The sequence below is a fragment of the Pseudomonas sp. MF6767 genome, assembly GCF_016405475.1.
GTDB classification, from domain to species: Bacteria; Pseudomonadota; Gammaproteobacteria; order Pseudomonadales; family Pseudomonadaceae; genus Aquipseudomonas; species Aquipseudomonas paracarnis.
In genome coordinates this window covers 1-24,687 of record NZ_JAEKCY010000031.1, presented here as the reverse complement: position 1 = coordinate 24,687, position 24,687 = coordinate 1, and the positions used below count along the sequence as shown (strand labels likewise).

20 protein-coding genes and 1 tRNA gene are annotated in these 24,687 nt (G+C 60.7%); 5 read left to right on the top strand and 16 right to left on the bottom strand.

Annotated features, from left to right (window positions below; genetic code table 11):
* Positions 1–17: 17 nt before the first annotated feature.
* The 3 genes from JFT58_RS28550 to nadE all read left to right on the top strand — a co-directional run bounded on the left by JFT58_RS28550 (position 18) and on the right by nadE (position 3,161).
* Positions 18–908 carry a LysR family transcriptional regulator gene (locus tag JFT58_RS28550; protein WP_034125663.1) on the top strand — a complete coding sequence of 297 codons (891 nt, stop codon included), beginning with the start codon at positions 18–20 and terminating at the stop codon, positions 906–908.
* Positions 909–1,115: 207 nt separating this feature from the next.
* A complete protein-coding gene (gene pncB, locus JFT58_RS28545; protein ID WP_054896367.1) occupies positions 1,116–2,330 on the top strand; it encodes a nicotinate phosphoribosyltransferase in 1,215 nt (404 codons plus the stop codon).
* A 3-nt stretch (positions 2,331–2,333) separates the two neighbouring features.
* Positions 2,334–3,161: an ammonia-dependent NAD(+) synthetase gene (gene nadE, locus JFT58_RS28540; protein WP_014716685.1), complete on the top strand. Its 828-nt coding sequence runs from the start codon at positions 2,334–2,336 to the stop codon at positions 3,159–3,161.
* 136 nt (positions 3,162–3,297) lie between these two features.
* Here the strand turns inward: nadE and azu are convergent, their stop codons facing one another.
* Positions 3,298–3,744 (bottom strand): azurin, encoded by a 447-nt coding sequence (gene azu / locus JFT58_RS28535; protein WP_003188091.1) that lies wholly within the window; start codon positions 3,742–3,744, stop codon positions 3,298–3,300.
* A 334-nt stretch (positions 3,745–4,078) separates the two neighbouring features.
* Here azu and JFT58_RS28530 point away from each other — a divergent pair, with 334 nt between their 5' ends.
* On the top strand, positions 4,079–4,261 hold the full coding sequence (locus JFT58_RS28530; RefSeq protein ID WP_034125662.1) for a hypothetical protein: 183 nt from the start codon (positions 4,079–4,081) through the stop codon (positions 4,259–4,261).
* A 131-nt stretch (positions 4,262–4,392) separates the two neighbouring features.
* Here JFT58_RS28530 and JFT58_RS28525 read toward each other — a convergent pair whose 3' ends face one another.
* The 15 genes from JFT58_RS28525 to rnr form a co-directional block, all read right to left on the bottom strand.
* Complete coding sequence (locus JFT58_RS28525) at positions 4,393–5,283, bottom strand: transglutaminase family protein (protein ID WP_054896366.1); 891 nt, start codon at positions 5,281–5,283, stop codon at positions 4,393–4,395.
* Positions 5,283–7,769 (bottom strand): circularly permuted type 2 ATP-grasp protein, encoded by a 2,487-nt coding sequence (locus tag JFT58_RS28520; RefSeq protein ID WP_054896365.1) that lies wholly within the window; start codon positions 7,767–7,769, stop codon positions 5,283–5,285. Before JFT58_RS28520 ends, JFT58_RS28525 begins: the two co-directional genes overlap by 1 nt.
* A 193-nt stretch (positions 7,770–7,962) precedes the next feature.
* Entirely contained in the window at positions 7,963–11,253 is a 3,291-nt protein-coding gene (locus JFT58_RS28515; protein WP_054896273.1) for a transglutaminase family protein, read from the bottom strand.
* Positions 11,254–11,440: 187 nt separating this feature from the next.
* Positions 11,441–11,890 carry a hypothetical protein gene (locus tag JFT58_RS28510; RefSeq protein WP_034125658.1) on the bottom strand — a complete coding sequence of 150 codons (450 nt, stop codon included), beginning with the start codon at positions 11,888–11,890 and terminating at the stop codon, positions 11,441–11,443.
* Complete coding sequence (locus tag JFT58_RS28505) at positions 11,887–12,807, bottom strand: hypothetical protein (protein WP_054896272.1); 921 nt, start codon at positions 12,805–12,807, stop codon at positions 11,887–11,889. The genes JFT58_RS28510 and JFT58_RS28505 overlap by 4 nt, the downstream gene beginning before the upstream one ends.
* Positions 12,808–12,973: 166 nt before the next feature.
* Positions 12,974–13,423 (bottom strand): hypothetical protein, encoded by a 450-nt coding sequence (locus JFT58_RS28500; RefSeq protein WP_054896271.1) that lies wholly within the window; start codon positions 13,421–13,423, stop codon positions 12,974–12,976.
* Positions 13,420–14,352: a hypothetical protein gene (locus tag JFT58_RS28495; protein ID WP_054896270.1), complete on the bottom strand. Its 933-nt coding sequence runs from the start codon at positions 14,350–14,352 to the stop codon at positions 13,420–13,422. Before JFT58_RS28495 ends, JFT58_RS28500 begins: the two co-directional genes overlap by 4 nt.
* A gap of 202 nt (positions 14,353–14,554) precedes the next feature.
* Positions 14,555–16,858 carry a YgiQ family radical SAM protein gene (locus tag JFT58_RS28490; RefSeq protein WP_054896277.1) on the bottom strand — a complete coding sequence of 768 codons (2,304 nt, stop codon included), beginning with the start codon at positions 16,856–16,858 and terminating at the stop codon, positions 14,555–14,557.
* A gap of 184 nt (positions 16,859–17,042) precedes the next feature.
* A complete protein-coding gene (gene dnaB, locus JFT58_RS28485; protein WP_003188079.1) occupies positions 17,043–18,440 on the bottom strand; it encodes a replicative DNA helicase in 1,398 nt (465 codons plus the stop codon).
* Between the two features lie 110 nt (positions 18,441–18,550).
* On the bottom strand, positions 18,551–18,997 hold the full coding sequence (gene rplI, locus JFT58_RS28480) for a 50S ribosomal protein L9 (protein ID WP_003171376.1): 447 nt from the start codon (positions 18,995–18,997) through the stop codon (positions 18,551–18,553).
* Between the two features lie 18 nt (positions 18,998–19,015).
* Entirely contained in the window at positions 19,016–19,909 is an 894-nt protein-coding gene (locus JFT58_RS28475) for a hypothetical protein (RefSeq protein ID WP_014716675.1), read from the bottom strand.
* Between the two features lie 36 nt (positions 19,910–19,945).
* Positions 19,946–20,176 carry a 30S ribosomal protein S18 gene (gene rpsR, locus JFT58_RS28470; protein ID WP_002551829.1) on the bottom strand — a complete coding sequence of 77 codons (231 nt, stop codon included), beginning with the start codon at positions 20,174–20,176 and terminating at the stop codon, positions 19,946–19,948.
* Positions 20,177–20,204: 28 nt separating this feature from the next.
* Positions 20,205–20,627, bottom strand: coding sequence for a 30S ribosomal protein S6 (gene rpsF / locus JFT58_RS28465; RefSeq protein WP_003236224.1), 423 nt, complete (start codon positions 20,625–20,627; stop codon positions 20,205–20,207).
* Between the two features lie 324 nt (positions 20,628–20,951).
* Positions 20,952–21,713, bottom strand: a complete 762-nt coding sequence (rlmB, locus tag JFT58_RS28460; protein ID WP_003188074.1) for a 23S rRNA (guanosine(2251)-2'-O)-methyltransferase RlmB — start codon at positions 21,711–21,713, stop codon at positions 20,952–20,954.
* The gene (gene rnr, locus JFT58_RS28455; protein WP_054896269.1) at positions 21,710–24,337 is read right to left on the bottom strand and encodes a ribonuclease R; all 2,628 of its coding nucleotides are present in this window, start codon (positions 24,335–24,337) and stop codon (positions 21,710–21,712) included. The genes rlmB and rnr overlap by 4 nt, the downstream gene beginning before the upstream one ends.
* Positions 24,338–24,561: 224 nt before the next feature.
* On the opposite strand from rnr, the gene JFT58_RS28450 reads away from it, so the two are divergent.
* Positions 24,562–24,648, top strand: a tRNA-Leu gene (locus JFT58_RS28450).
* Positions 24,649–24,687: the final 39 nt, after the last annotated feature.

The following is a 24,687-nucleotide window of genomic DNA, read 5'->3' as shown; positions in this document are numbered from 1 at the left end:
ATAAAAAGAGGCATGCCGTGCTGAACAAAAGATATTTGCCCTCGATCACCGCCCTGCAGTGTTTCGAAGCGGCCACCCGCCACCTGAGCTTCACCCGAGCCGCCGAGGAACTGAACCTCACCCAAAGCGCGGTGAGCAAACAAGTAGCGCAGCTGGAAGAGCTGTTACAACACTTGCTGTTTCGCCGCGTGCGCCGCCGCTTGCAGATGACCCCGGCGGGCGACCTGTACCTGGTGGAAGTGCGCAAGATCCTCACCCAAGTGGAAATGTCCACCCACTACCTGCGCTCCTACGGCGGTGAAACCGAAGTGCTGCGCGTGTCCACGCCCTACACTTTTGGCGCACGCTGGCTGGTACCGCGCCTCAAGGGTTGGCGTTTGCGCCACCCGCAGATCCACCTGGACCTGTGCAACGAACAGGACCCGGACGAGTTACTGCAAGGCAAGGCCGACATGGCGTTCTATTTCGGCCAGGGCGCACGCCCCGGCACCGAGAGCCTGAAATTGTTCAGTGAAGAGCTGGTACCGGTGTGTTCGCCCGACAGCCTGCCCGCCCAGCCCTTCACCGACCCCACACAACTGAGCGAGCTGGTGCTGCTGCAAAACGCGTCACGGCCCCAAGGCTGGCATGACTGGTTCGCCAGCCAGGGTTTCCATACCGAGCACAGCTACCATGGGCCGCGGTTCGACACGTTTTATATGTGTATTCGTGCGGCGCAGGTGGGATGCGGCGTGGCGCTGTTGCCGCGTTTTCTGGTGGAGGAGGAATTGGCCGAGGGCAAGTTGGTGATCCCCTGGCAACATGCGATGCCAAGCCAGGATGCTTACTACCTGGCGTATCCTGAGCATTCGGCGGAGGTGCCCAAGGTACGCGAGTTTGTGAAGTGGATGATGGAGCAGGTGCTTTAGCGCCTGGAGAATCGCCATCGCAGGCAAGCCAGCTCCCACCGTTTGGAATGCACTCCAAATGTGGGAGCTGGCTTGCCTGCGATGGCGCCAGTGGCCTTACTGAAAAAATCACTGGCAAAACCCCACAAGTCTATGCGCCACTAACCCCCTTCCTCAATTGTGCGTAAAGGCCGGCCTCCATCGCCGACCCGTCTGGAGATTCCCGTTATGAGCGAGAGTGTGTTTGCCGATCGCATCGTGCAGAACCTGCTCGACACCGACTTCTACAAGCTGACCATGATGCAGGCGGTGCTGCACAACTACCCGAACGTGGAAGTTGAATGGGAGTTTCGTTGCCGTAACAGTGAAGACCTGCGCCCTTACCTGGCGGAGATTCGTTACCAGATCGAGCGCCTCGCCGAGCTGAGCCTGAGCCCCGATCAATTGGGTTTCCTGGAACGGATCAGTTTTATGAAACCGGATTTTCTGCGCTTCCTCGGGCTGTTTCGCTTCAACCTGCGGTATGTGCAAACCGGCATCGAGAACGGCGAGTTGTTTATCCGCCTGCGCGGACCGTGGCTGCATGTGATCCTGTTTGAAGTGCCAATGCTGGCCATCGTCAGCGAGGTGCGTAACCGCTACCGCTACCAGACCGTGATCCTTGAACAGGCCCGCGAGCAGCTGTATCGCAAGTTCGACTGGTTGACCGCCAACGCCAACAGCGATGAGCTGTCGGAGCTGCAAGTGGCAGACTTCGGCACGCGCCGGCGTTTTTCCTACCGGGTGCAGGAGGAAGTGGTCAGCGTGCTCAAGCACGATTTCCCTGGGCGCTTTGTCGGCACCAGCAACGTGCACCTGGCGCGCGAATTCGATATGAAGCCGCTGGGCACCATGGCCCATGAGTGGATCATGGCCCACCAGCAACTCGGCCCGCGCCTGATCGACAGCCAGATCGCCGCCCTTGATTGCTGGGTGCGCGAGTACCGTGGCCTGCTGGGTATCGCCCTCACCGATTGCATCACTACCGACGCGTTCCTCGGCGACTTCGACTTGTACTTCGCCAAGCTGTTCGACGGCCTGCGCCATGACTCCGGTGATCCGATCCAGTGGGCAGAAAAAGCCATCGCTCACTACCACAAGCTGGGCATCGAACCGATGAGCAAGACCCTGGTGTTCTCCGACAGTCTGACATTGCCCAAAGCCTTGGAAATATTCCGGGCGTTGCGCGGTCGCATTAATGTGAGCTTTGGCATCGGCACCAACCTGACCTGTGATATTCCAGGGGTGGAACCGATGAGCATCGTGCTTAAAATGACCGCCTGCAATGGCCAGCCCGTCGCGAAGATCTCCGATGAAGCGGGCAAGACCCATTGCACCGACCCGAATTTTGTCGCCTATTTGCGTCACGTTTTCAAAGTACCTGCCCTATCCAGCAAGGAGTGAATCATGCAAGCCGTACAGCGTGAGATTGCACAACAGCTCAAGGTGCAAGCCCCGTTCAAGGACCAGGCCGCACTCGAAGCCGAGGTTGCCCGGCGCGTGGCCTTTATCCAGGACTGCCTGCGCAATTCCGGGCTCAAGACCCTGGTGCTCGGCATCAGTGGTGGTGTCGACTCCCTGACCGCAGGCCTCTTGGCCCAACGTGCGGTGCAGGAACTGCGCGCCAGCACCGGCGATGAGGCGTACCGCTTTATCGCCGTGCGCCTGCCCTACGAAACCCAGTTCGACGAGCACGACGCCCAGGCCTCTGTGGACTTTATCGAGCCGGATGAACGTCACACCGTGAACATCGGCCCGGCGGTTAAAGCCCTGGCCAATGAAGTGGCCGCCTTTGAAGGCAAGGCCGCGGCGTCCCGTGACTTCGTGCTGGGCAACACCAAGGCGCGCATGCGTATGGTGGCGCAGTACACCATCGCTGGCGCGGCCGGTGGCCTGGTGATCGGCACCGACCATGCGGCGGAAGCGGTGATGGGCTTCTATACCAAGTTCGGTGATGGCGCGTGCGATCTGGCACCGTTGAGCGGGCTGGTGAAGCATCAGGTGCGGGCCATTGCCCGTCACTTTGGTGCGCCGGAATCGCTGGTGGAGAAGGTGCCGACCGCTGACCTCGAAGACCTGTCGCCGGGCAAGCCGGACGAGGCGTCACATGGGGTGACCTATGCCGAGATCGATGCGTTCCTGCAGGGGGAGCCGGTGCGTGAGGAGGCGTTCAGGATTATCTGCGAGACCTATCGCAAGACTGAGCACAAGCGGGTGATGCCGTTTGCGCCTTGAGGTGAACCCGATGGTTTTGCATTGATTGTCAGATCGCCATCGCAGGCAAGCCAGCTCCCACACTTGACCGGATTCCAACATGGGAATGCGGTCGAATGTGGGAGCCGTCTTGCCTGCGATGAACGGTAACGCGGTCTTACTTCAGGACCACAGCACCTTTCATCATCGAGATGTGGCCTGGGAACGAGCAGAAGAAGCTGTATTTCTCATCGGCCTTCAGCTTGGAGACGTCGAAGGTCACCGAGTCTTTCTCGCCGGCACCGATGATCTTGGTGTGGGCGATGATGCGCTCATCACCGGCTTTCAGGTAATCCTTGTCGATCCCCGCAGCCATGCCGTCGGTTGCTACCGGTTGCATATTGGCTTCGGTAGTCAGCACCCAGTTATGGCCCATCACGTTCTTGGGCAGGTTACCCGAGTGAGTCAGCTCAACGGTGAACTGCTTGCAGCTCTTGTCGATGGTGATTTCTTTAGTGTTGAACGACATTTGGTCGGTGGAGTCGACAGTGACCTTGCACTCTGCAGCAAGCAACTGGCCGCTCGCCAGAGTCAGCAGGGAAACAGCAACGAGTTTGGCAAACATGTGAATCTCCAAGGCAGGGTTTTAAAAAACGCGGATTGCGGTAAGGGTGCCTCAATCAGGCTTGAGTTCTTATGATCTGAATCAACAGATTGTATACAACTTTAGGCTATCAGCTTCATCAACACAATCAACCAGCCAAACTGCCGCACCCTGATTATGATCGGCCCATCACTCACGGGAGTTCATGCCATGCACCTCAATCACCTGTTCAACGGCCTCCTGGCTGCCTACGCCTGCGGTAAGTGAAAGCAAACGCCCCCCCGAAGCTGCTACCATGACGACCCGAGGCAGCTGCGCGCCGCCCACCCTCACCTTCGACCCTAGAGGATCGCCCATGGCCAAACCTAATTACTCCTTCGCCAAACGTCAGAGAGACTTGGCCAAGGAACAGAAGAAAGAGGAAAAGCTGCAACGCAAGAAAGCCGCTGCTGAGGAAGAAGCCGGCGCGCTGAACCCGGATGCCGAAGGTGAAGCGGCACCTGACGAGACCGAAACCCCGAAAGCCCCAACTGAATGATCGTTCCCACGCTCCGCGTGGGAATGCAGCCCCGGACGCTCCGCGTCCCGCACCAGGCTTGAAGCCAGCGCAAGGGTGACGCAGAGTGTCACAGCAGGCATTCCCACGCAGAGCGTGGGAATGATCGTTTTTCATTCCAGCGGCATCACCGTCACCCGCACCTCCGGGTCGTGGCTGCCTCCCCCCAGAATCACCCCACGCAACGGCGACACATCGGAGAAATCCCGGCCCCAGGCCAGGGTGATGTGCTCCAGCGCCGGCTGCACATTGTTGGTCGGGTCAAAATCCACCCAGCCTGATACCGGGCAAAACACCGAGACCCACGCATGGGACGCATCCGCGCCAATCAGCCGTGGCTGGCCGGGCGGTGGCTGGGTCAGCAGGTAGCCGCTGATATAGCGCGCCGCCAGGCCCCGCGAACGCAGGCAGGCAAGCATCAGGTGAGCGAAGTCCTGGCACACGCCGCGACGGCGCTCCAGCACTTCCACCAGCGGTGTGGCGACTTGGGTGGCTTCGGCATCGAAGGTAAATTCGCTGAAGATCTTCTCCATCAATGCCTGCGTGCCCAACAGTAAAGGCTCGCCGGGCGGGAAGCAGCTTTCGGAGAACTCGACGAAAGTTTTCTTCAGATGGACATAGGGCGACTCGAAGCGATAACGACAGGCTTCGATCAGTTCGGAGCTCAATGCCTGGCTGCTGTAAGTCAGGCTGTCGCGGGTGTGGTCCCAGGGCGGCGACCGCTGGAAGTCCAGAGCGGGTCGCGCCAGCACTTCCACGGTGAGCCCGGCGTTCACCAGCAATTCATCATGGGGCCGTTCGAACGCCAGGCGAGTGATCGGGTTGCCGAATACGTCCAGTTCGTCGCGGCGCGAGGTGGGTTCCGGGCTGATATCCAACTGCTGCCAGGTGCACTTCTGCCAGGCGCACGGCCTTGGCCAGAGGTGCGCCAGTTGCTGGGCCAGGGACACCGGGCTGTCATAGTGGTAATGGGTATCGTGGAAAATCTGGTAGCGCGCGCTCATTACACCGACACCGTTTGCTGGCTGACATCATCCACGTGGGCAAAATGGCGCAGCGCCAGGCGATCCGACACTTGCCCGCTTTCATCGGCCACCGCTTGCAACAGGTCGGCCAGGCCGTCCAGCGCGGCACGCACGCTGGTTTCGCCAAACAGGCCGTTCTCCAGGCAGCCCAGGTCAAAACGCGCCAGGCACTCGACCAAAGGCACCAGCCCGGTTTCACGGGGCACGCCAAAATCATCATTGAGACGGCGCAGGGTGCGGCTCACCAACTTGAGCTGGAACAGCACCGCATGGGGGTTCTGCTCGTCGAGCAGCAGCAGGTCGAGCACCGGGATCAACTGCGGCACCGCCAGGTAGCGCGAGCGGTAGGTGATACTGCTGTTGCCCAGCTCCAGCAACCATTCCAGCCCGGCCTGATCGAACACCGCCACACCGCGCAGGAACGCCGCAAGGCTGCTGCTCAGAAACTGCAGACGCTCGATACGCCGGCCCATCATCAAAAAGCGCCAGCCTTCATCGCGGGTCATGTCGTCCAGGGCAAAACCGGACAGTGCCGCCAGGGACATCACCAGGCGGTTGAGAAAGTCGAGCAGCTCGCCAAAGTCTGCAGTGTCGCTTTCCAGTTCCATGGCTTCGCGTTGCAGCTCCACCAGGGCCTGCCAGTTTTCCCTGGACAACTTGCCGCGCACCTGGGACGCCGCCCACTGCAGGCGCTGCAGGTTGGCGCGCAGACTTGAAGGCCAGTCATCACCCAGCAAGGCGGCGAGCAGGCGCTCAGGCAGCTCGCCCTCCTCCGGCAACAGGCGCAGGCTTTCGCCCAGTTCGACGGCGGCCTGCAACGCCAGCGGATCGTCGCCATCGACATACCGCGCCAGCACAATGCGCAGCCAGCGCGCACTGTCGTCGCAGCGCTCGCAGTAACGACCGAACCAGAACAGGTTTTCCACCACGCGCGAGGGCAGATAGGGATCGCGGCGCACCAGGTCATAGGCGCCAATGGTGCGCTGGGCGCGCCACTGCTCGCCACCCGGCACGCGTTCGCCGAGTACCCAGGTGTCCTTGCTCGCCCCGCCGCGCTGCATCGACACCACCTCGGCATCGGCGTCGGCCGCCACGCGAGTCAGGCCGCCGGGCAGTACCCGATAACCGTCTTCACTGGCCACGGCGTAGACACGCATACCAATGGCACGGTGTTGCAGGTGGTCATCCACGGTGTGCCATACCGGCGCCTGAGACAGTTGCGCCAGCTCTTGGGCGACATAGGCATAGGGCCGCGCACGCATGCGTTCAGCCAGGGCCTGGCGCTGTTCGTCGTCAAGGTCGCGACCAAACACCGGGGCGAAACTTTGTGAGGGAAATGCCGGCTTGATCAGCAGCTCCGGGAGTTTTTCCAGGGCTTCGGCAAGCACCGGCGCTTCGCCGCACCACCAGGTGGCAATCGACGGCAGGATCAAGGCTTCACCGAACAAAAACTCGTTGATCTTGGGCAAAAAGCCCAGCAACCCCGGGGACTCCAGCACGCCGCTGCCCAAGGCATTGGCCACCAGCACATTGCCTTGGCGTACGGCGTCGAGCAGGCCCGGCACGCCGAGCGCGGAGTCGGTGCGCAGCTCCAGCGGGTCGCAGAAATCATCATCAAGGCGACGCATGATCGCGTGCACCCGGCGCAGGCCGCTAAGGGTTTTCAGGAACACGGTGCTGTCGCGCACGGTGAGGTCGCCGCCCTCTACCAAGGGGTACCCGAGCTGGCGCGCCAGGTACAGGTGTTCGAAATAGCTTTCGTTGAAACGCCCCGGCGTGAGCAGCACGATCAGCGGCGGCTGATCATCGCCAGGGGCCTGACGCGCCAGGGTTTCCTGCAGCGTGCGAAAGAAACCGGTGAGGTGCTGCACCTGCATATCCCGGTACAGGTCCGGGAAGGCGCGGGACACGATGGTGCGGTTTTCCAGGGCGTAGCCGGCGCCCGATGGGGCTTGGGTACGGTCGGCGGTGACCCACCAGCGGCCGTCCGGCGTGCGCGCCAGGTCGACCGCGTACAGATGCAGGAACGCACCGTCGGGCGGCTGGATGCCCTGGCACGGCCACAGAAAATTGTTATGCCCGAACACCAGTTCGGCCGGCAGCAAGCCTTCCTTGATCAGGCGCTGCGGGCCATACAGGTCGGCCAGCACCGCATTGAGCAGGCGCGCACGCTGGGCGATGCCGGCCGACAGTTGCTGCCACTCCTCGGCCGCCAGCACATGAGGCAGCAGGTCCAGTTCCCAGGGGCGGTCGGCGCCCTTGGGGTCGGCGTAGACGTTATAGGTGACGCCGTTTTCCTGGATCTGGCGCGTCAACAACGCCTGGCGCTGGGCCAGTTGTGCGGGCGTGCTGCGTTGCAGGTGATCGAACAAGCGTCGCCAATGGGCACGCACCGCGCCGCTGGCGTCCAGCAGTTCGTGATAGGTGCCCGCGGTGAGCGGGTAACGGTCGAGCAAGTCGGACATGGAACGCTCGGCAGAGGCAAGGGAAGTCAGGTTAACTCAAATTCACTACGATCCAATGTGGGAGCTGGCTTGTTGTGGCGAGGGAGCTTGCTCCCGCTCGACTGCGCAGCAGTCGCCTGCTATTGGGGGCGCTTCGCACCCCAGCGGGAGCAAGCTCCCTCGCCACAAAAGCCCTCCCACACTAGGATCATGTTCATTCCTTATTTTTTGTGAAACGCCGCAAATCCAGGGTCATTGGCAACTCATCGTTTACCGTTACAGTCGGCACTGGCAGCTTGCCCGGGCTATGCCCCAAGCGGAAAAAACGCGCCATACGCCGGCTCTCCGCCTCATTGGCATTCACCGGCAGGCTGTCGTAATTGCGCCCGCCCGGGTGCGCCACATGGTATTGGCAGCCACCCAACGAACGCTGCATCCAGGTGTCGAGCAGGTCAAATACCAGCGGCGCATGCACGGGGATGGTCGGTTGCAGGCAGTTGGCCGGTTGCCAGGCGCGGTAACGCACGCCCGCCACGAACTCGCCGACGCGGCCGGTTGGTTGCAGCGGCACCGGCACGCCATTGCAGGTCAGCAGGTAGCGTTGCGGTGGCAACCCGCTCAACTTCACTTGCAGGCGCTCCAGGGACGAATCCACATACCGCACCGTGCCACCCACTGCGCCCTCCTCGCCCAGCACATGCCAAGGCTCCAAGGCCTGGCGCAGTTCCAGTTCGATACCGCTGACGGCGTAGTCGCCCACCTTGGGGAAACGAAACTCCAGATGCGCCGCGAACCATTCGGCACGCAGCGGGTAGCCGGCCGCGTTCAGCTCGACGATCACGTCGGCAAAGTCCTGCTCGATAAAGTGCGGCAACAGGAAACGGTCATGCAGTTCAGTGCCCCAGCGCGCCAGCTTCGGCGGCGCATAGGGCTCGCGCCAGAACCGCGCGACCAGCGCCCGCAGCAACAACTGCTGGGTCAGGCTCATGCGCGCATGGGGGGGCATTTCAAAGGCGCGCAGTTCCAGCAGCCCCAGGCGGCCAGTGGCGCCGTCGGGTGAGTAAAGTTTGTCGATACAGAATTCGGCGCGATGGGTATTACCCGTCACGTCGATCAGCAGGTTGCGCAACAGGCGATCCACCAACCATGGCGGGCAGTCCTCGCCCGGTGCCGGCATCTGCGCGAAGGCGATTTCCAGTTCATACAGCGCATCGTTGCGCGCCTCATCCACCCGGGGTGCCTGGGAGGTGGGGCCGATAAACAGGCCGGAGAACAAATAGGACAACGACGGGTGGTTATGCCAGTAGCTGATCAGGCTGCGCAGCAGGTCCGGTCGGCGCAGGAAGGGCGAATCCTTGGGCGTCGCACCGCCCAGTACGAAGTGGTTACCGCCACCGGTGCCGGTATGGCGCCCATCGATCATGAACTTCTCGGTGGTCAGGCGGGTTTGCCGGGCCTCTTCGTAGAGGAATTCGGTGCGTTCTACCAACTCGTCCCAGGTGGCGGACGGCTGTACGTTGACCTCGATGACACCGGGATCTGGCGTGACCCGGAAATTGCTCAGGCGCGTATCCGCTGGCGGCTCGTAGCCCTCCAGCAGTACCGGGCAATGCAGCTCTTCGGCGGTGGCCTCAATGGCAGTCACCAGCTCCAGGTAATCCTCGATGCGCTCCAGCGGCGGCATAAACAGGTACAGGCGGCCTTCTCGTGCTTCGGCGCACAGCGCGGTACGGGTCAGCCAGTCGGCGGACTCGTCGACCTTGGGCACACGCTCGTCGTCCGGGGCCGGCTCGCCATGGCTGCGCAATTGCGCCGCAGTGGGAAGCTCGGGCTGGTCCTGGTTCGGGTCGGTGGGGTGTATGAACGGATACTCAGCCGCCGTCACCCAGGGCTGGGAAGCCAAGGGCAGCCGGTAACCCAGCGGCGAATCACCCGGCACCAACCGGCAATGGTTGTCGCGCAGGTACCAACGCCCACTCTGCCAGCGGTCATTGGCCGCAGTACGTGCCAGCGGCAGCACCTGGCCGATGACTTTATCCAGGCCCTGGCTGAACACTTTGCGCAGGCGCTCACGCTCCAGGTCGTCGCTCAGGCGGGGGTCCTGGGCGGTGACGTTCTGGGGCAGCGCCCCTTCGCGCCACAGGTAGTAGAAATTGTCCTCGAACGCCGGGAACACAAAGCGCGCCGGCAGTTTCAGGCGCTCGGCGACGCTGGCCAGGAAACGCCCGGCCATCACCCCATCGGCGCCGTAGTCTTCTTGCTCATCGGCGATCAGTGCGCTGTTGTGCCAGATCGGCACGCCGTCGCGGCGCCAGTAGCAATTGAGCGACCAGCGCGGCAGTTGCTCCCCGGGGTACCACTTGCCTTGGCCGAAATGCACCAGGCCCTTGGGCGCATAGTGCTGGCGCAGGCGCTGGAACAGCTCGGCCGACAGGCGTCGCTTGTCCGGGCCCAGGGCTGCGGTGTTCCATTCGGCGCCGTCTGGGTCGTCGATAGAGACGAAGGTCGGCTCGCCGCCCATGGTCAGGCGTACGTCGTCCTTGAGCAGGTCGCCGTCGATCTGCCGGCCCAGGGCCTGGATCGCCAACCATTGTTCTTCGGTGTAGGGCTTGGTCACCCGTGGCGCTTCCCAGATGCGCTCCACCGACATCTCATGGGTGAACTCGCATTCGCACGGCTCAACCAACCCACTGATGGGCGCGGCAGACGATGGATCGGGGCTGCAGGCCAAGGGGATATGCCCTTCACCGGCGAACAACCCGGACGTGGCATCCAGGCCAATCCAGCCAGCGCCGGGCAGATACACTTCGCACCAGGCGTGCAGGTCGGTGAAGTCCACCTCGGTACCGGACGGGCCGTCGAGGGCTTTGACGTCGGCGGTCAGTTGAATCAGATAACCAGAGACAAATCGCGCCGCCAACCCGAGGTTGCGCAGCAATTGCACCAACAACCAGGCCGAGTCGCGGCAGGAGCCGGACGCGTTTTCCAGGGTAAATTCCGGGGTTTGCACACCCGGCTCCATGCGAATCAGGTAACCGATATCGGCGGCCAGGCGCTGGTTGAGGCCGACCAGGAAATCCACAGCAGGCAGCGGCGTGCGATCGATACCGGCCAGGTAAGCGGCAAACCTTGGCGTCAGCGGCAGGGTTTCCAAGTACGGCGCCAGCTCGCGCTGCTCATCGGCGGCGTAGCTGAACGGGATTTTTTCGGCGTAGGGCTCGAGGAAAAAATCGAACGGATTGAACACCGCCATCTCGGCGACCAGGTCGACCTCAATGCGCAACTCGTCAGTCTTTTCCGGGAACACCAGGCGCGCCAGATAATTGCCCTGGGGGTCTTGCTGCCAGTTGATGAAATGCTGCTCGGGCAACACCTTCAGCGCGTAGGACAGTATTCGCGTACGGCTATGGGCTGCCGGGCGTAGCCGAACGATCTGTGGGCCGAGTTCGACAGCACGGTCGTAGCGGTAATGCGTAACGTGGTGCAACGCGACATGAATCGACACGGCGGCCTCCTGCGAGCCAGGGCATAAGCACAACGCGCGCAAGACTTATGCCACAGCAGCAGTCATTGCACTAAAACGTCAGGCCCGGTGCAGTACAGCACCAAAACGGCGCCAACGTTGTGGCTATGGTGCAGGCGCTGCACACATTTGTAGCGCCGGGCTGAGGGCAGGTGGTGAATCTACCCAATCAATGGTGTTTGTGTTGGGCAATCATGGCCTGGCGCAGGCAGCGGACTTCGACCAGTTTCTGGCGCATTTCACGGTGGCGTTTGCTGTTGAACAGCAATAGCCCAATTAATGGAAACACCAGGCTCAAGGCATATACCACCCCGTTCGGTTGATCATTGAGTGTTGGCAATACACCCAGAAAGCATACCCCCAGCAGCAACACTAGCGGCCAAATCCATTGGGGACGCCCGCGTGCGATCATGAAATTGCAGTGCACAATGACTAGCGTGAGTGCGATACCCGCCAGGAAGGAGTATTTGGCATTATCTGCCATGGACAGGCTTGGCATATAGCTATCGAAGAACACCGGAACCGCAAACACGAGGGTGAAAATGCAGACGAATATCGCCCCCATAAAGACGGGGAAATACGTCGACAGAAAACTGCGAATGCTAGGCAGCTCGTTCATTGTTCGGCCTCCTCATACAGACCTATGGCAATTGTGCGTACGTTCCCTGACACCGCACTACCGGTAAAACCGATGGCTGCGCCCAACGCGTCCTTGATCTGCGTGACCGTTGCATGCTTGACCTCGGTGGGCGTGAACCGCTTAGGCAAATCGCCCGACAACTGCTTTAACTTGATCATCTTGGACGTCAAGCGTGGGTCGTTGATGCTCAGCAGCTCTTTGGTCAACTTGGCGCGCTCCTGTCGATTCAGGCCCCTGAGCACCTCTCTCACACTTTTCCCGGTAGAGGCCTTATTCAGCCGCACCAGCTTGACCGTTGCCAATGCCGATGAACCCACCCCAACCAACGACGCCGCATCCAGGGCAATCATGGTGTATTGGTACCACTCCTCACTGTCGAGCTGATCATTGCGCGCGGGGTTGCGGATCTCATTGACGGTGCGATAGCCGCTGGCAAAGCACTGCACAGAACTGGCTGCCGCGGCCGTATAGCCGAGCGCCACGACCACCGAACTGGCCCCCGCCGAAAACGGAACTGCGACGGAACCACTGAGCACCACGATCCAACCGATAACCGCGCCGGCACACGATAGCGTGGTATTGACCGCTTCGCCCACCAAGCGGGACTCACGCGGATTGTCTTGCACCTGCTGAGCGAATTGCGTTGGCGCGATGTACTTCTGCGCCTCACGCAGGATCAAACGCTTGGGTGCGATGCTGCAGATGGGCTGAAATTCGCGCAGGGTGACAACGTTGAAATCGGCATCGATATACACAACACCTGCACCGACAATGGCGGGGTCTGCATCGATGGCGGCGAACAGCCGTGGCAGGTTGATCAGGCTCTCGATACGCTGGCGCGCCATAAATTGAGAGCGGTTGGAATCCATGCCGATGTTGAACAAGGAGCTGCCCATAAGTGTTCTTCCTTGAAATTGAAAGTGCCCAGACCGGCCTCATCGCAGGCAAGCCAGCGCCCACACTTGAAATGCATTCCCCTGTGGGAGCTGGCTTGCCTGCGATAGCAATCTGATGAGCGCCCCCCTAACAAACAGGCCACCTACCGCCAATAAACCTATCTAATCAACGGGTCTTGCGTTGCGCAATCGCCGCCCGACGCAGGTGACGTATTTCGAGTAATCGCTGACGCATTTCACGATGGCGCTTGCTGTTGAGCAGCAACAAACCCAGCAGCGGAAACAGCACCGCCGAACCGTACACCAGGGTATTGAGGCCGTATTGAATCATCGGCAAAACGAACAGCAGGCAACACACCAAGTAGCTCGCCACCAGCCGGGTCGCCCAGGGGAATCCGCGTGCAATCATCACATTGCCAAACACCAGCACCGCTACCAGCACCAGTATTGCAGCCCCGGAGTAGTTGGCCTTGAGCGCCGGTTCAACCCCGCGCAAATAGGTTACGCCCGCCGTGGACACAGCCACCGAACCAGAGAAAATCGCCATGAAGATGGTGCCCATGAACACCGGAAAATAACGCGCAAGGAAACTGCGCCTATCGGGAAACCCCTTCATTCCGTCAGTTCCTCATACAGGCCAATGGCAAGCGTCGATGCCGAGCCAACGTGACCGGTTCGATAGCTGCCCCAGATACCCAACATGCCGCCCAAGGCGTCCTTGAGCTGGGTGAGCGTGGCATGACGAATTTCCGTGGAGCTGTAGCGCTTGGGCAACGTGCCGGCGCGCTGCTGCAACTTGAGCAACTTGGGGGTCAGGCTTGGGTCTTTGAGACTGAGCAATTCCTGGGTCAACTTCTTGCGCTCCTGGCGATTCAAGCCCTTGAGCAATTCATACCAGCTCTTGCCCAACGCAGCGGCTTTTTTGGCCTTGAGCAGCCTTAATGTGGTGAAAGCTCCCGTTCCGATCCCGACCAACGACGCGGCATCGAGAATCGGTGACACCGCGCCATACCACTGGGCGTCGTCCATGCGGTCGTTGGCATCTGGGTCAAGGATCTCGTTATAGGTCCGGGCCACGCCAAACCCGCACTGAGCGCTGCTGGCCAGCGCCGCCGTGACACCGATACCCACCACAAAAGCACTGGCACCGGCGGTGAACGGTACGGCGACGCCGCCACTGAACACCACGATCCAGCCGATCACCGCCGCCCCACAGGAAAGCCCCATGTCAAAGGCCTCCTTCTGGAGGCGCCCTTCACGGGGGTCGGTCTTCACCTGCTCGACAAACTGCGCCGGCGAGATGTACTTCTGCGCCTCGCGCAAAATGACGCGCTTGGGTTTGATGCTGCAGATGGGTTTGAATTCGCGCAGGGTGATCACGTTGAAGTCGGCGTCGATGTACACCACGCCAGCGCCGACGATGCTGGGGTCGGCGTCAATGACGGCGAACAGCCGCGGCAGGTTGATCTGGCTCTCAATGCGCTGGCGCGCCATGAATTGGGAGCGGTTGGAGTCCATGCCGATGTTGAGCAAGGGGTTGCCCATAAGTGTTCTTCCTTGAAATCGAGAGTGCCCAGACCGGCCTCATCGCAGGCAAGCCAGCTCCCACGCTTGAAATACATTCTCCTGTGGGAGCTGGCTTGCCTGCGATAGAAATCTAATGGGCGCCACCTTACCAAACAGACTCACCACCGACCAGAAAGCAAAACGCCAGCACGAGGCTGGCGTTTTGCATTTCAGACGTCGATCACCGCGGTACAACCGGCTTGCGCGTAGGCTTGCCGCCCTTGCCCTTGGCCGCATCGCTGCGCTCTTTGGCCGCCTGCTTATTGCGCGCCTGGGCCGCAGCCTTGGCTTGCTCGCGCTTGTCCCACGGGTTGCTGCCGTCGCTGCCACGGGGTGGCAGGCCGGTGTGCTGGGTGAGAATCCTGGTGGTGGTTTCCTTGGCGACCTTATGGCTGCCGGCCGGCGTCGAGTTCTTGCGCCGGGCGCTCTGGTAGCTGTCGGTGGACGGCTGGTGCAGCGGGATCAACTGGTCCTTGCCCGACCCGATCAGGTCGGCACGGCCCATGCGGGTCAATGCTTCACGCAGCATCGGCCAGCCCTTCGGGTCGTGGTAACGCAGGAACGCCTTGTGCAGGCGGCGCTGCTCCTCGCTCTTGACGATGGTCACCGCGTCGCTCTTGTAGGTGACCTTGCGCAACGGGTTTTTGCCCGAGTGGTACATCGCGGTGGCGGTGGCCATCGGCGACGGGTAGAACGCCTGCACCTGGTCGGCACGGAAGCCGTTGCCCTTGAGCCACAGGGCCAGGTTCATCATGTCTTCATCGGTGGTACCCGGGTGGGCGGCGATGAAGTACGGGATCAGGTACTGCTCCTTGCCCGCTTCCTTGGTGTACTTCTCGAACATGCGCTTGAACTTGTCATAGCTGCCAATGCCCGGCTTCATCATCTGGTTGAGCGGACCTTCCTCGGTGTGTTCCGGGGCGATCTTGAGGTAACCACCGACGTGGTGGGTGACCAGCTCTTTGACGTATTCCGGCGACTCGACGGCCAGGTCGTAGCGCAGGCCGGAAGCGATCAGGATCTTCTTCACACCCGGCAACGCACGGGCGCTGCGGTACAGCTGGATCAACGACGAGTGGTCGGTGTTCAGGTTAGGGCAGATGCCAGGGAACACGCACGACGGCTTGCGGCACGCGGATTCGATTTCCGGGCTCTTGCAGGCGATGCGGTACATGTTCGCCGTCGGGCCGCCGAGGTCGGAGATCACGCCGGTGAAGCCCGGCACTTTGTCGCGGATCTCTTCGATCTCGCGAATGATCGACTCTTCGGAACGGTTCTGGATGATGCGGCCTTCGTGCTCGGTGATCGAGCAGAAGGTGCAGCCGCCGAAGCAGCCACGCATGATATTCACCGAGAAACGGATCATGTCGTAGGCCGGGATCTTCTCCTTGCCATACGCCGGGTGCGGTACGCGGGCATAAGGCATGCCGAACACGTAGTCCATTTCTTCGGTAGTCATCGGAATGGGCGGAGGGTTGAACCACACGTCAACTTCACCGTGCTTCTGCACCAGGGCGCGGGCGTTGCCTGGGTTGGTTTCCAGGTGCAACACGCGGTTGGCGTGGGCATAGAGCACCGCGTCGCCGCGGACTTTTTCCACCGATGGCAGGCGGATCACGGTCTTGTCACGGGTCATGCGCGGGCTGGCCAGGATCTGCACAACCTTGGCTTCTTCCGGATCATCCACCGGCCCCTTTTCCTGCTCGATGGCGCAGGCCTGGGTGTCCTGGGTGTTGACGTACGGGTTGATGATCTTGTCGATCTTGCCCGGACGGTCGATGCGCGTGGAATCCACTTCGTACCAACCGGCCGGCGTATCACGGCGGATGAACGCGGTACCGCGCACATCGGTGATGTCTTCGATCTTGTGGCCCCACGACAAACGCTGGGCAACTTCGACGATGGCCCGCTCGGCGTTGCCGTACAGCAGGATATCGGCGGTGGCGTCGATCAGGATCGAGTTGCGCACGCGGTCCTGCCAGTAGTCGTAGTGGGCGATACGACGCAGGGAAGCTTCGATGCCGCCAAGCACGATCGGCACGTTCTTGTAGGCTTCCTTGCAACGCTGGCTGTACACCAGGCTTGCACGGTCGGGACGTTTGCCGGCCATGCCGCCAGGGGTATAGGCGTCGTCGGAGCGGATTTTCTTGTCGGCGGTGTAGCGGTTGATCATCGAGTCCATGTTGCCGGCCGCGACGCCGAAGAACAGGTTCGGCTCGCCGAGCCTCATGAAGTCGTCTTTGGACTGCCAGTTCGGTTGCGCGATGATCCCGACGCGAAAGCCCTGGGACTCCAGCAGCCGGCCGATGATCGCCATGCCGAACGATGGGTGGTCAACATAGGCATCACCGGTGACGATGATAATGTCGCACGAATCCCAGCCAAGCTGATCCATCTCCTCCCTGCTCATCGGCAGGAATGGCGCAGGACCGAAACATTCGGCCCAGTACTTGGGATAGTCAAATAACGGCTTGGCTGTTTGCATGACGGTGACCGGTGTGAAGATGAAAAATCGCGGGCGCGGAATATAGCACAAATTTTGACCAATTCCGACGGTAGTAGTCGGAATTGTGGTGGTCCCATCGCAGGCAAGCCAGCTCCCACAGGGGAATGCATTCCAAATGTGGGAGCTGGCTTGCCTGCGATGAGGCCCTTACAGGCGCTTGAAACTACTCGTCGTCGTCGAAGTTGTAGCTACCCGGCGCCAGGTTCTCGAAACGCGTGTACTTGCCGATGAACGCCAACCGGATAAACCCGATCGGGCCGTTCCGCTGCTTGCCGATGATGATTTCGGCAATGCCCTTGTGTTCCGTCTCGGGGTGGTACACCTCGTCGCGGTACACGAACATGATCACGTCGGCGTCCTGCTCGATCGCTCCGGATTCCCGCAAGTCGGAGTTCACCGGACGCTTGTTGGGACGTTGTTCCAGGGAACGGTTGAGCTGGGACAACGCCACCACCGGGCAGTTGAATTCCTTGGCCAGGGCCTTCAAGGAACGAGAGATTTCAGAAATCTCGTTGGTACGGTTGTCGCCACTGGAACCGGGGATCTGCATCAACTGCAGGTAGTCGATCATGATCAGGGCGATGTCGCCATGCTCACGCACCAGGCGCCGGGTACGCGCGCGCATTTCGGACGGGCTGATACCCGCAGTGTCATCAATGAACAGCTTGCGGTCGTTGAGCAGGTTGACCGCGGAGGTCAGGCGCGGCCAGTCGTCGTCTTCAAGCTGGCCGGAACGCACCTTGGTCTGGTCGATACGGCCAAGCGACGAGAGCATACGCATGATCAACGATTCGCCTGGCATCTCGAGGGAGTACACCAGCACCGCCTTGTCGCTGCGTAACACGGCGTTTTCCACCAGGTTCATCGCGAAGGTGGTCTTACCCATGGACGGACGACCGGCGACGATGATCAAGTCGGACGGCTGCAGGCCGCTGGTCTTTTCGTCGAGGTCGGTGTAACCGGTGGAAATACCGGTAATCGCGGCATCGGTGTTGAACAGGGTGTCGATGCGGTCGATGGCTTTGGTCAGCAGGTCGTTGACGCTGACCGGGCCGCCGGTTTTCGGGCGGGCCTCGGCGATCTGAAAGATCTGGCGCTCGGCTTCGTCAAGGATCTCGGCAGCGGTGCGGCCTTCGGGGTTGAAGGCGCTGTCGGCGATTTCGGTGCTGATGCCGATCAACTGGCGCAACGTGGCGCGCTCGCGGACGATCTGGGCATAGGCCTTGATGTTGGCGACGGACGGCGTGTTTTTTGCCAGCTCACCGAGGTAGCCCAGGCCACCCACTTGGGAGGTCTGGCCTTCCTTGTCCAACTGCTCGGCCAGGGTTACCACGTCGATCGGTGAGTTCTGGTCGGCCAGCTTGGCGATGGCGCGGAAGATCAGGCGGTGGTCATGACGATAGAAGTCACCGTCCGAGACTTGATCCAGCACGCGTTCCCAGGCGTTGTTGTCCAGCATCAAGCCACCGAGCACGGCCTGTTCGGCCTCGATGGAATGCGGCGGCACCTTCAGGGCAGCGGTTTGCAGATCGTATTGCTCAGGAGCAGAGATTTCGTTCATGGCCACTTGGAATTTGGGGTGTGTAGAAAAACAAAAGGCACGACCTGTAAACAGGATCGTGCCCGATGTTAACCGGCTGGCACGCGAGGTGCCAGTCAGTTAGGTGCGACTTAAGCTGCTACCACGACAACGCGTACGGTGGCTTCAACTTCGGCGTGCAGGTGCACGGCTACGTCGAATTCGCCTACGTTGCGGATGGTGCCGTTCGGCAGACGAACTTCGCTCTTCTGCACTTCAACGCCGGAGGCGGTCAGTGCATCAGCGATGTCGTGGGTACCGATCGAACCGAACAGCTTGCCTTCGTCACCAGCGGTGGCAGTGATAGTCACTTCCAGCTCAGCCAGTTGGGCAGCGCGAGTTTCGGCCGACGCTTTTTTGTCTGCTGCGGCTTTTTCCAGCTCAGCACGACGCTCTTCAAACGCAGCCAGGTTGGCAGCGGTTGCAGCGGTGGCTTTGCCGTATGGCAGCAGGTAGTTACGACCGTAGCCGGCCTTAACGTTCACTTTGTCGCCCAGGTTGCCCAGGTTGGCGACTTTTTCCAGAAGGATCAGTTGCATGTGAAAATCCTCTAACTTTTAACCTTCACCGTTCGCGTTATCGGCGTCTTTCGACGCCAGACGACCGCGAAAATCAATCAGGCTGTCAACAATGGCCAAGACCACGAGTAACGGATAGATCAGCTGCATGAACAGCAACAGCGTGACGTACAACCCCACCAGCCAGAACCTGGCCAGGCGCTTTCGCGCAACCAGCCCATGAATCAGGGCCAGCCCGGCAAACACCAGCGGTACGCTGCAAATCGGCGCCAGCAAGGCCATCTGTGGGCCGAAGTTCGGCCCGACAACCATGCACGCCAGCAGCAACATCGCCGGCCCCGCTGGGATTCTGATACTGCGAAACTCGCGACCAAAACCACCCGGGTTGTACAACAACGCCTGCCAATAACGCCCAAGAATCAGGCTCAGCACGCTGACGACCTGCAACAAAGCCGCAATCAGGCCGGTCAGGACCGGGGCAATCAGTGACGCAAACCGCGCTCGCTCATCTACCGACAAATGCTGGTAGAGATCCCCGAGGGCCAACGGCAGGATCTTGACGATCTCCTGCGCCAGCGCCTCGATCTGCGGGCGGAAAGCCGCGCCAAGCATCACTGAGTACACCAACCCCAATGCCACGCTGACCAGCAGCGTGCGGACCCAGGACTCACTTGCGCGCAAAACCAACGCAAGGCTCGATGACCCCAGCAGTACCAGAAGTACCCGTGGATCACCCATTTGCAGCCACCAGATCAAGGCCGGCAACAAACCCAGGGCAAGAACGCCAAGGGCGTCCTTCAAACCGCGCCGCAGTAGCACAAGGCAACCTGCGGCAGCACCCAACCAATAAAGCAACGGCAATGCCGCACATCCAGCCACTACCAGAGTGGCCTGCACGCGACCGCGCATGATGAACTCAGCTAAGGCGCGCATGCATTCAATCCCTTACTACTTGTCGACTGCCCGGTCTCAGCGGCCGTGGCTGTCGGTGTAGGCCAGCAGGGCCAGGAAGCGGGCGCGCTTGATAGCGGTGGCCAGCTGACGCTGATAACGTGCTTTGGTACCGGTGATACGGCTTGGAACGATTTTGCCGGTCTCGGATACGTAGGCTTTCAGAGTGTTGAGATCTTTGTAATCGATCTCTTTCACGTCTTCAGCGGTGAAGCGGCAGAATTTACGACGACGGAAGAAACGTGCCATTTGATAGGCTCCTTAAAAGGTCCGTGGATTACTCGTCAGCGTTATCGCTGTTGTCGCTGTCATCACTATCAGCGCTATCAGCGCCTTCGTGCTCAGGACGGTCGCGACGCTCACGGCGCTCACTGCGGTTTTCTTCAGCCTTGAGCATCTCGGATTGGCCAGTAACGGCTTCTTCGCGACGGATGACCAGGTTACGGATCACAGCATCGTTGTAGCGGAAGTTGTCTTCCAGCTCGGCCAGGGCCTTGCCAGTGCACTCAACGTTCAGCATCACGTAGTGAGCCTTGTGAACATTGTTGATTGCGTAGGCCAGTTGACGACGGCCCCAATCTTCCAGACGGTGGATTTTGCCGCCGTCTTCTTCGATCAGCTTGGTGTAACGCTCAACCATGCCGCCGACTTGCTCGCTTTGATCCGGGTGGACCAAAAAGATGATTTCGTAATGACGCATGAATGCTCCTTACGGGTTGTAGCCTGCCGCTCAAAAACGGTCAGACAAGGAGTGAATGACACTTATGGATCTTGCCGCAAGGGAGGCACATCGGTGCCTGCCAGGAAGGCAAGGGGCGCAATTGTAGAGAAGGGGGAGAAGCGGCGCAAGGCAATTGGTGATTATTTGAACAACCCCAAGCACCACAAACACAAATGTAGGAGCGAGCTTGCTCGCGAAAAACTCACAGACACCGCGCTCATTCAGGAAGCCCGCGTTATCGTTGACGTTTTTCGCGAGCAAGCTCGCTCCTACATCAGGATTGGGGCAAGCCCCACATGGTGATTACTTCTTGGGCTTGGCCTTAGCCTTGGCACCACGCTGACGCTGGGCTTCAAATAGGCACACGCCCGTCGCCACCGACACATTGAGGCTGCTGACACTACCGGCCATCGGCAGGTGCACCAGATAATCGCAATGCTCACGGGTCAGGCGGCGCATGCCTTTGCCTTCGGCGCCCATGATCAGGATGGTAGGGCCGGTAAGGTCCTGGTCATAAATGCTGACCTCAGCCTCCCCCGCCGTGCCCACGACCCACAGGCCGCGCTGCTGGAGCTTCTCCAGGGTACGCGCCAGGTTGGTCACGGCCACCAGCGGGATCACTTCCGCCGCACCGCAGGCGACCTTGCGCACCACCGGCGTCAGGGTCGCGGACTTGTCCTTGGGCACGATCACTGCCAGCGCACCGGCAGCATCCGCCGAACGCAGGCAGGCGCCGAGGTTGTGCGGGTCGGTCACGCCGTCCAGCACCAAGAGCAAAGGTGCACCTTCGGTACGGTCGAGCAGCTCGTCGAGCATCGCCTCGCCCCACACCTGGCTCGGACTGACGTCAGCCACCACACCTTGGTGAACGCCTTCGACCCACACGTCCATTTCACGACGCTCGGCCTGGCCGATGGCAACCTTATTCTGCGTAGCCAACTCGACCAGCGCCTGTACGCGCGGCTCGCTGCGACCTTCGGCCAACCACACCTGCTTGACGCGCTTGGGATGGTGACGCAGCAGTGCTTCTACGGCGTGCACGCCGTAGATTTTTTCCAGACTCATGACTTGGCCTTAGGTTTGCGCGACCCGCCGCTTTTTGCGGGAGCCGAACCCGCTTTTGGCGGGCCTTTACGGTGTTTACTTGGCTTGCTCGACGGCTTTTCCGCCCCGTGGGACTTTCCCCCAGACGCCGCTTTACCACCGCTTTTGGCTTCGTTGAGCAACTGCTGCTTCAACTCGCGGCTCTTGCGCAGCTCGGCGTTTTTCGCCGCCGCGTCGCTTGGGCGGTAGGCTTCAGGGGCCTTGTCCTTGGCGGAAGAACGACGACCAGCCTTGGCAGGTGCAGGCTCGGCCGTGGTTTTTGGGGTGGCCGCTTTGCCTTTGGACGCAGGCGCCGTGGTTTCACCACGTTTTTTACGACCCGCAGGCTCTGCCGGCTTGTCAGGCATGCCGAAGTCGATCTTGCGCTCGTCGAGATCGACACGCATGACCTGCACTTCAACGGTATCGCCCAAGCGGAAGCTGCGACCGGTGCGCTCGCCCGCCAGGCGGTGATGCACAGGATCGAAGTGGTAGTAATCACCCGGCAAGGCGGTGACGTGCACCAGGCCCTCGACGTAGATGTCGGTCAGCTCGACGAACAGGCCAAAGCCGGTCACGGCGGTGATGACACCCGGGAACGACTCGCCCACGCGATCCTTCATGAACTCGCACTTGAGCCAGTTCACCACGTCGCGGGTGGCCTCGTCAGCGCGGCGCTCGCTCATGGAGCACTGCTCGCCCAGTTGTTCCAGGGCCGCTTCGTCGTACGGGTAGATCCGTGCTTTCGGAATGGTCATGGCACCGGCGCGCTTGACGTGCGGGGTGTTCTGCTTGGAATGGATCACGCTGCGGATCGCCCGGTGCGTGAGCAAGTCCGGGTAACGGCGAATTGGCGAAGTGAAGTGGGTGTACGCCTCGTAATTCAGGCCGAAGTGGCCCTGGTTATCGGCGCTGTACACCGCCTGGCTCAGCGAGCGCAGCATCACGGTCTGGATCACGTGGTAATCCGGACGGTCCTTGATGCTGGCCAGCAGGGCCTGGTAATCCTTCGGCGTCGGGCCGTCCTTGCCTTTGTGCAGGGACAGGCCGAGTTCGCCGAGGAAGGCGCGAAGTTTTTCCAGGCGCTCCGGCGGCGGGCCGTCGTGCACACGGTACAACGCAGGAATTTCGTGCTTCTTGAGGAACTCGGCAGTGGCCACGTTGGCCGCCAGCATGCACTCCTCGATCAGCTTGTGCGCGTCGTTACGGGTGGTCGGGGTGATCGCCGCAATCTTGCGCTCGGAGCCGAAGACAATGCGGGTTTCCTGGGTTTCGAAATCGATCGCGCCACGGGTATGACGGGCACCCAGCAACACCTTGTACAGCGAGTACAGCTGCTTGAGGTGCGGCACCACGCCAGCGTACTCGGTACGCAGGGCCTTGGCTTCGCTGGTCTTCGGCGTTTCCAGGATGGTGCTGACCTTGTTGTAGGTCAGGCGTGCCTGGGAGTGGATCACCGCTTCGTAGAACTGATAGTCGGTCATTTCGCCGGTTTTGGAGATGGTCATCTCGCACACCATGGCCAAACGGTCGACTTTCGGGTTCAGGGAGCACAGGCCGTTGGACAGCTGCTCGGGCAGCATCGGGATCACGCGCTCTGGGAAGTACACGGAGTTGCCGCGCACCTGGGCTTCGTTATCCAGGGCCGAACCGATCTTCACGTAGCTGGATACGTCGGCAATCGCGACGTACAACTTCCAGCCGCCGGAGAACAGGCGCAGCTTGCCAGGCTTGGCTTCGCAGTAGACCGCATCGTCGAAGTCGCGGGCATCTTCACCGTCAATAGTGACAAACGGCAGATGACGCAGGTCGATGCGTTTTTCTTTGTCTTTCTCTTCGACTTCCGGCTTGAGCTTGGCGGCTTCCTTGAGCACGGCCTCAGGCCAGACGTGAGGGATATCGTAGGTGCGCAAGGCAACGTCGATTTCCATGCCCGGCGCCATGTAGTTGCCGACCACTTCAACGATATCGCCCTGGGGCTGGAAGCGCGCAGTAGGCCAGTGGGTGATTTTCACCTCGACGAACTGGCCGACCTTCGCGGCGCCATTGCGGCCCGGGGTGATCAGCACTTCCTGCTGGACCTTCGGGTTATCCGGCACAACGAAGCCGATGCCGCCTTCTTCGAAGTAACGGCCGACGATGGATTCGTGGGCGCGGGACACCACTTCGACGATCACGCCTTCACGACGACCACGGCGGTCGAGGCCAGAAACCCGCGCCAGGGCACGGTCGCCATCGAACACCAGACGCATTTGCGCCGGGCTCATGAACAGGTCGTCGCTGCCATCGTCCGGGATCAGGAAGCCGAAGCCGTCACGGTGGCCGGCAATGCGACCCAGGATCAGGTCCAGCTTGTCGACCGGCGCGTAAGTGCCACGACGGGTGTAGATCAATTGAGCATCGCGCTCCATCGCACGCAGACGGCGGCGCAGGGCTTCGAGCTGGTCTTCGGTGGTCAGACCGAATTCTTCAACCAGTTGCTCACGGCTAGCAGGCGAACCACGATCGGCGAGGTGCGCCAGGATCAGTTCGCGGCTAGGAATAGGGTTTTCATATTTTTCCGCTTCACGAGCGGCCTCGGGATCGAGGGACTGCCAATCGGCCATTAGAGAGTTTTCACCTTGTCTATATGCGGGTTAGTTTGGCATACGCGTATTGAAACGGGAAATTTCAGGTATCAACAAGCGTTTAAAAGCCCTTTGCGACCCCCGGCGCGCACCTTGCACGACCACTGGCGAAATTTTCCAGGCTTTTTTCATGGCAGGGGTTTACAGCTCAAATATCGCTCCGTATAGTGCGCGCCATCGACGACGGCAACGCTGTTGATGCTGCCCAGGTGGTGAAATTGGTAGACACGCCAGCTTCAGGTGCTGGTGATCGCAAGGTCGTGGAAGTTCGAGTCTTCTCCTGGGCACCAAATTCAGATCAAACCCGCGAAAGCGGGTTTTTTCGTTTC

Coding starts and splice junctions, on each gene's coding strand:
- JFT58_RS28520 (WP_054896365.1), bottom strand. CDS start 7,769: ATGTCCGACTTGCTCGACCGTTACCCGCTCACCGCGGGCACCTATCAC.
- JFT58_RS28495 (WP_054896270.1), bottom strand. CDS start 14,352: ATGGGCAACCCCTTGCTCAACATCGGCATGGACTCCAACCGCTCCCAA.
- rnr (WP_054896269.1), bottom strand. CDS start 24,337: ATGGCCGATTGGCAGTCCCTCGATCCCGAGGCCGCTCGTGAAGCGGAA.
- JFT58_RS28500 (WP_054896271.1), bottom strand. CDS start 13,423: ATGAAGGGGTTTCCCGATAGGCGCAGTTTCCTTGCGCGTTATTTTCCG.
- JFT58_RS28475 (WP_014716675.1), bottom strand. CDS start 19,909: ATGCGCGCCTTAGCTGAGTTCATCATGCGCGGTCGCGTGCAGGCCACT.
- rplI (WP_003171376.1), bottom strand. CDS start 18,997: ATGCAACTGATCCTTCTGGAAAAAGTCGCCAACCTGGGCAACCTGGGC.
- JFT58_RS28530 (WP_034125662.1), top strand. CDS start 4,079: ATGGCCAAACCTAATTACTCCTTCGCCAAACGTCAGAGAGACTTGGCC.
- azu (WP_003188091.1), bottom strand. CDS start 3,744: ATGTTTGCCAAACTCGTTGCTGTTTCCCTGCTGACTCTGGCGAGCGGC.
- nadE (WP_014716685.1), top strand. CDS start 2,334: ATGCAAGCCGTACAGCGTGAGATTGCACAACAGCTCAAGGTGCAAGCC.
- pncB (WP_054896367.1), top strand. CDS start 1,116: ATGAGCGAGAGTGTGTTTGCCGATCGCATCGTGCAGAACCTGCTCGAC.
- rpsF (WP_003236224.1), bottom strand. CDS start 20,627: ATGCGTCATTACGAAATCATCTTTTTGGTCCACCCGGATCAAAGCGAG.
- rlmB (WP_003188074.1), bottom strand. CDS start 21,713: ATGAGTCTGGAAAAAATCTACGGCGTGCACGCCGTAGAAGCACTGCTG.
- JFT58_RS28490 (WP_054896277.1), bottom strand. CDS start 16,858: ATGCAAACAGCCAAGCCGTTATTTGACTATCCCAAGTACTGGGCCGAA.
- JFT58_RS28510 (WP_034125658.1), bottom strand. CDS start 11,890: ATGAACGAGCTGCCTAGCATTCGCAGTTTTCTGTCGACGTATTTCCCC.
- dnaB (WP_003188079.1), bottom strand. CDS start 18,440: ATGAACGAAATCTCTGCTCCTGAGCAATACGATCTGCAAACCGCTGCC.
- rpsR (WP_002551829.1), bottom strand. CDS start 20,176: ATGGCACGTTTCTTCCGTCGTCGTAAATTCTGCCGCTTCACCGCTGAA.
- JFT58_RS28505 (WP_054896272.1), bottom strand. CDS start 12,807: ATGGGCAGCTCCTTGTTCAACATCGGCATGGATTCCAACCGCTCTCAA.
- JFT58_RS28525 (WP_054896366.1), bottom strand. CDS start 5,283: ATGAGCGCGCGCTACCAGATTTTCCACGATACCCATTACCACTATGAC.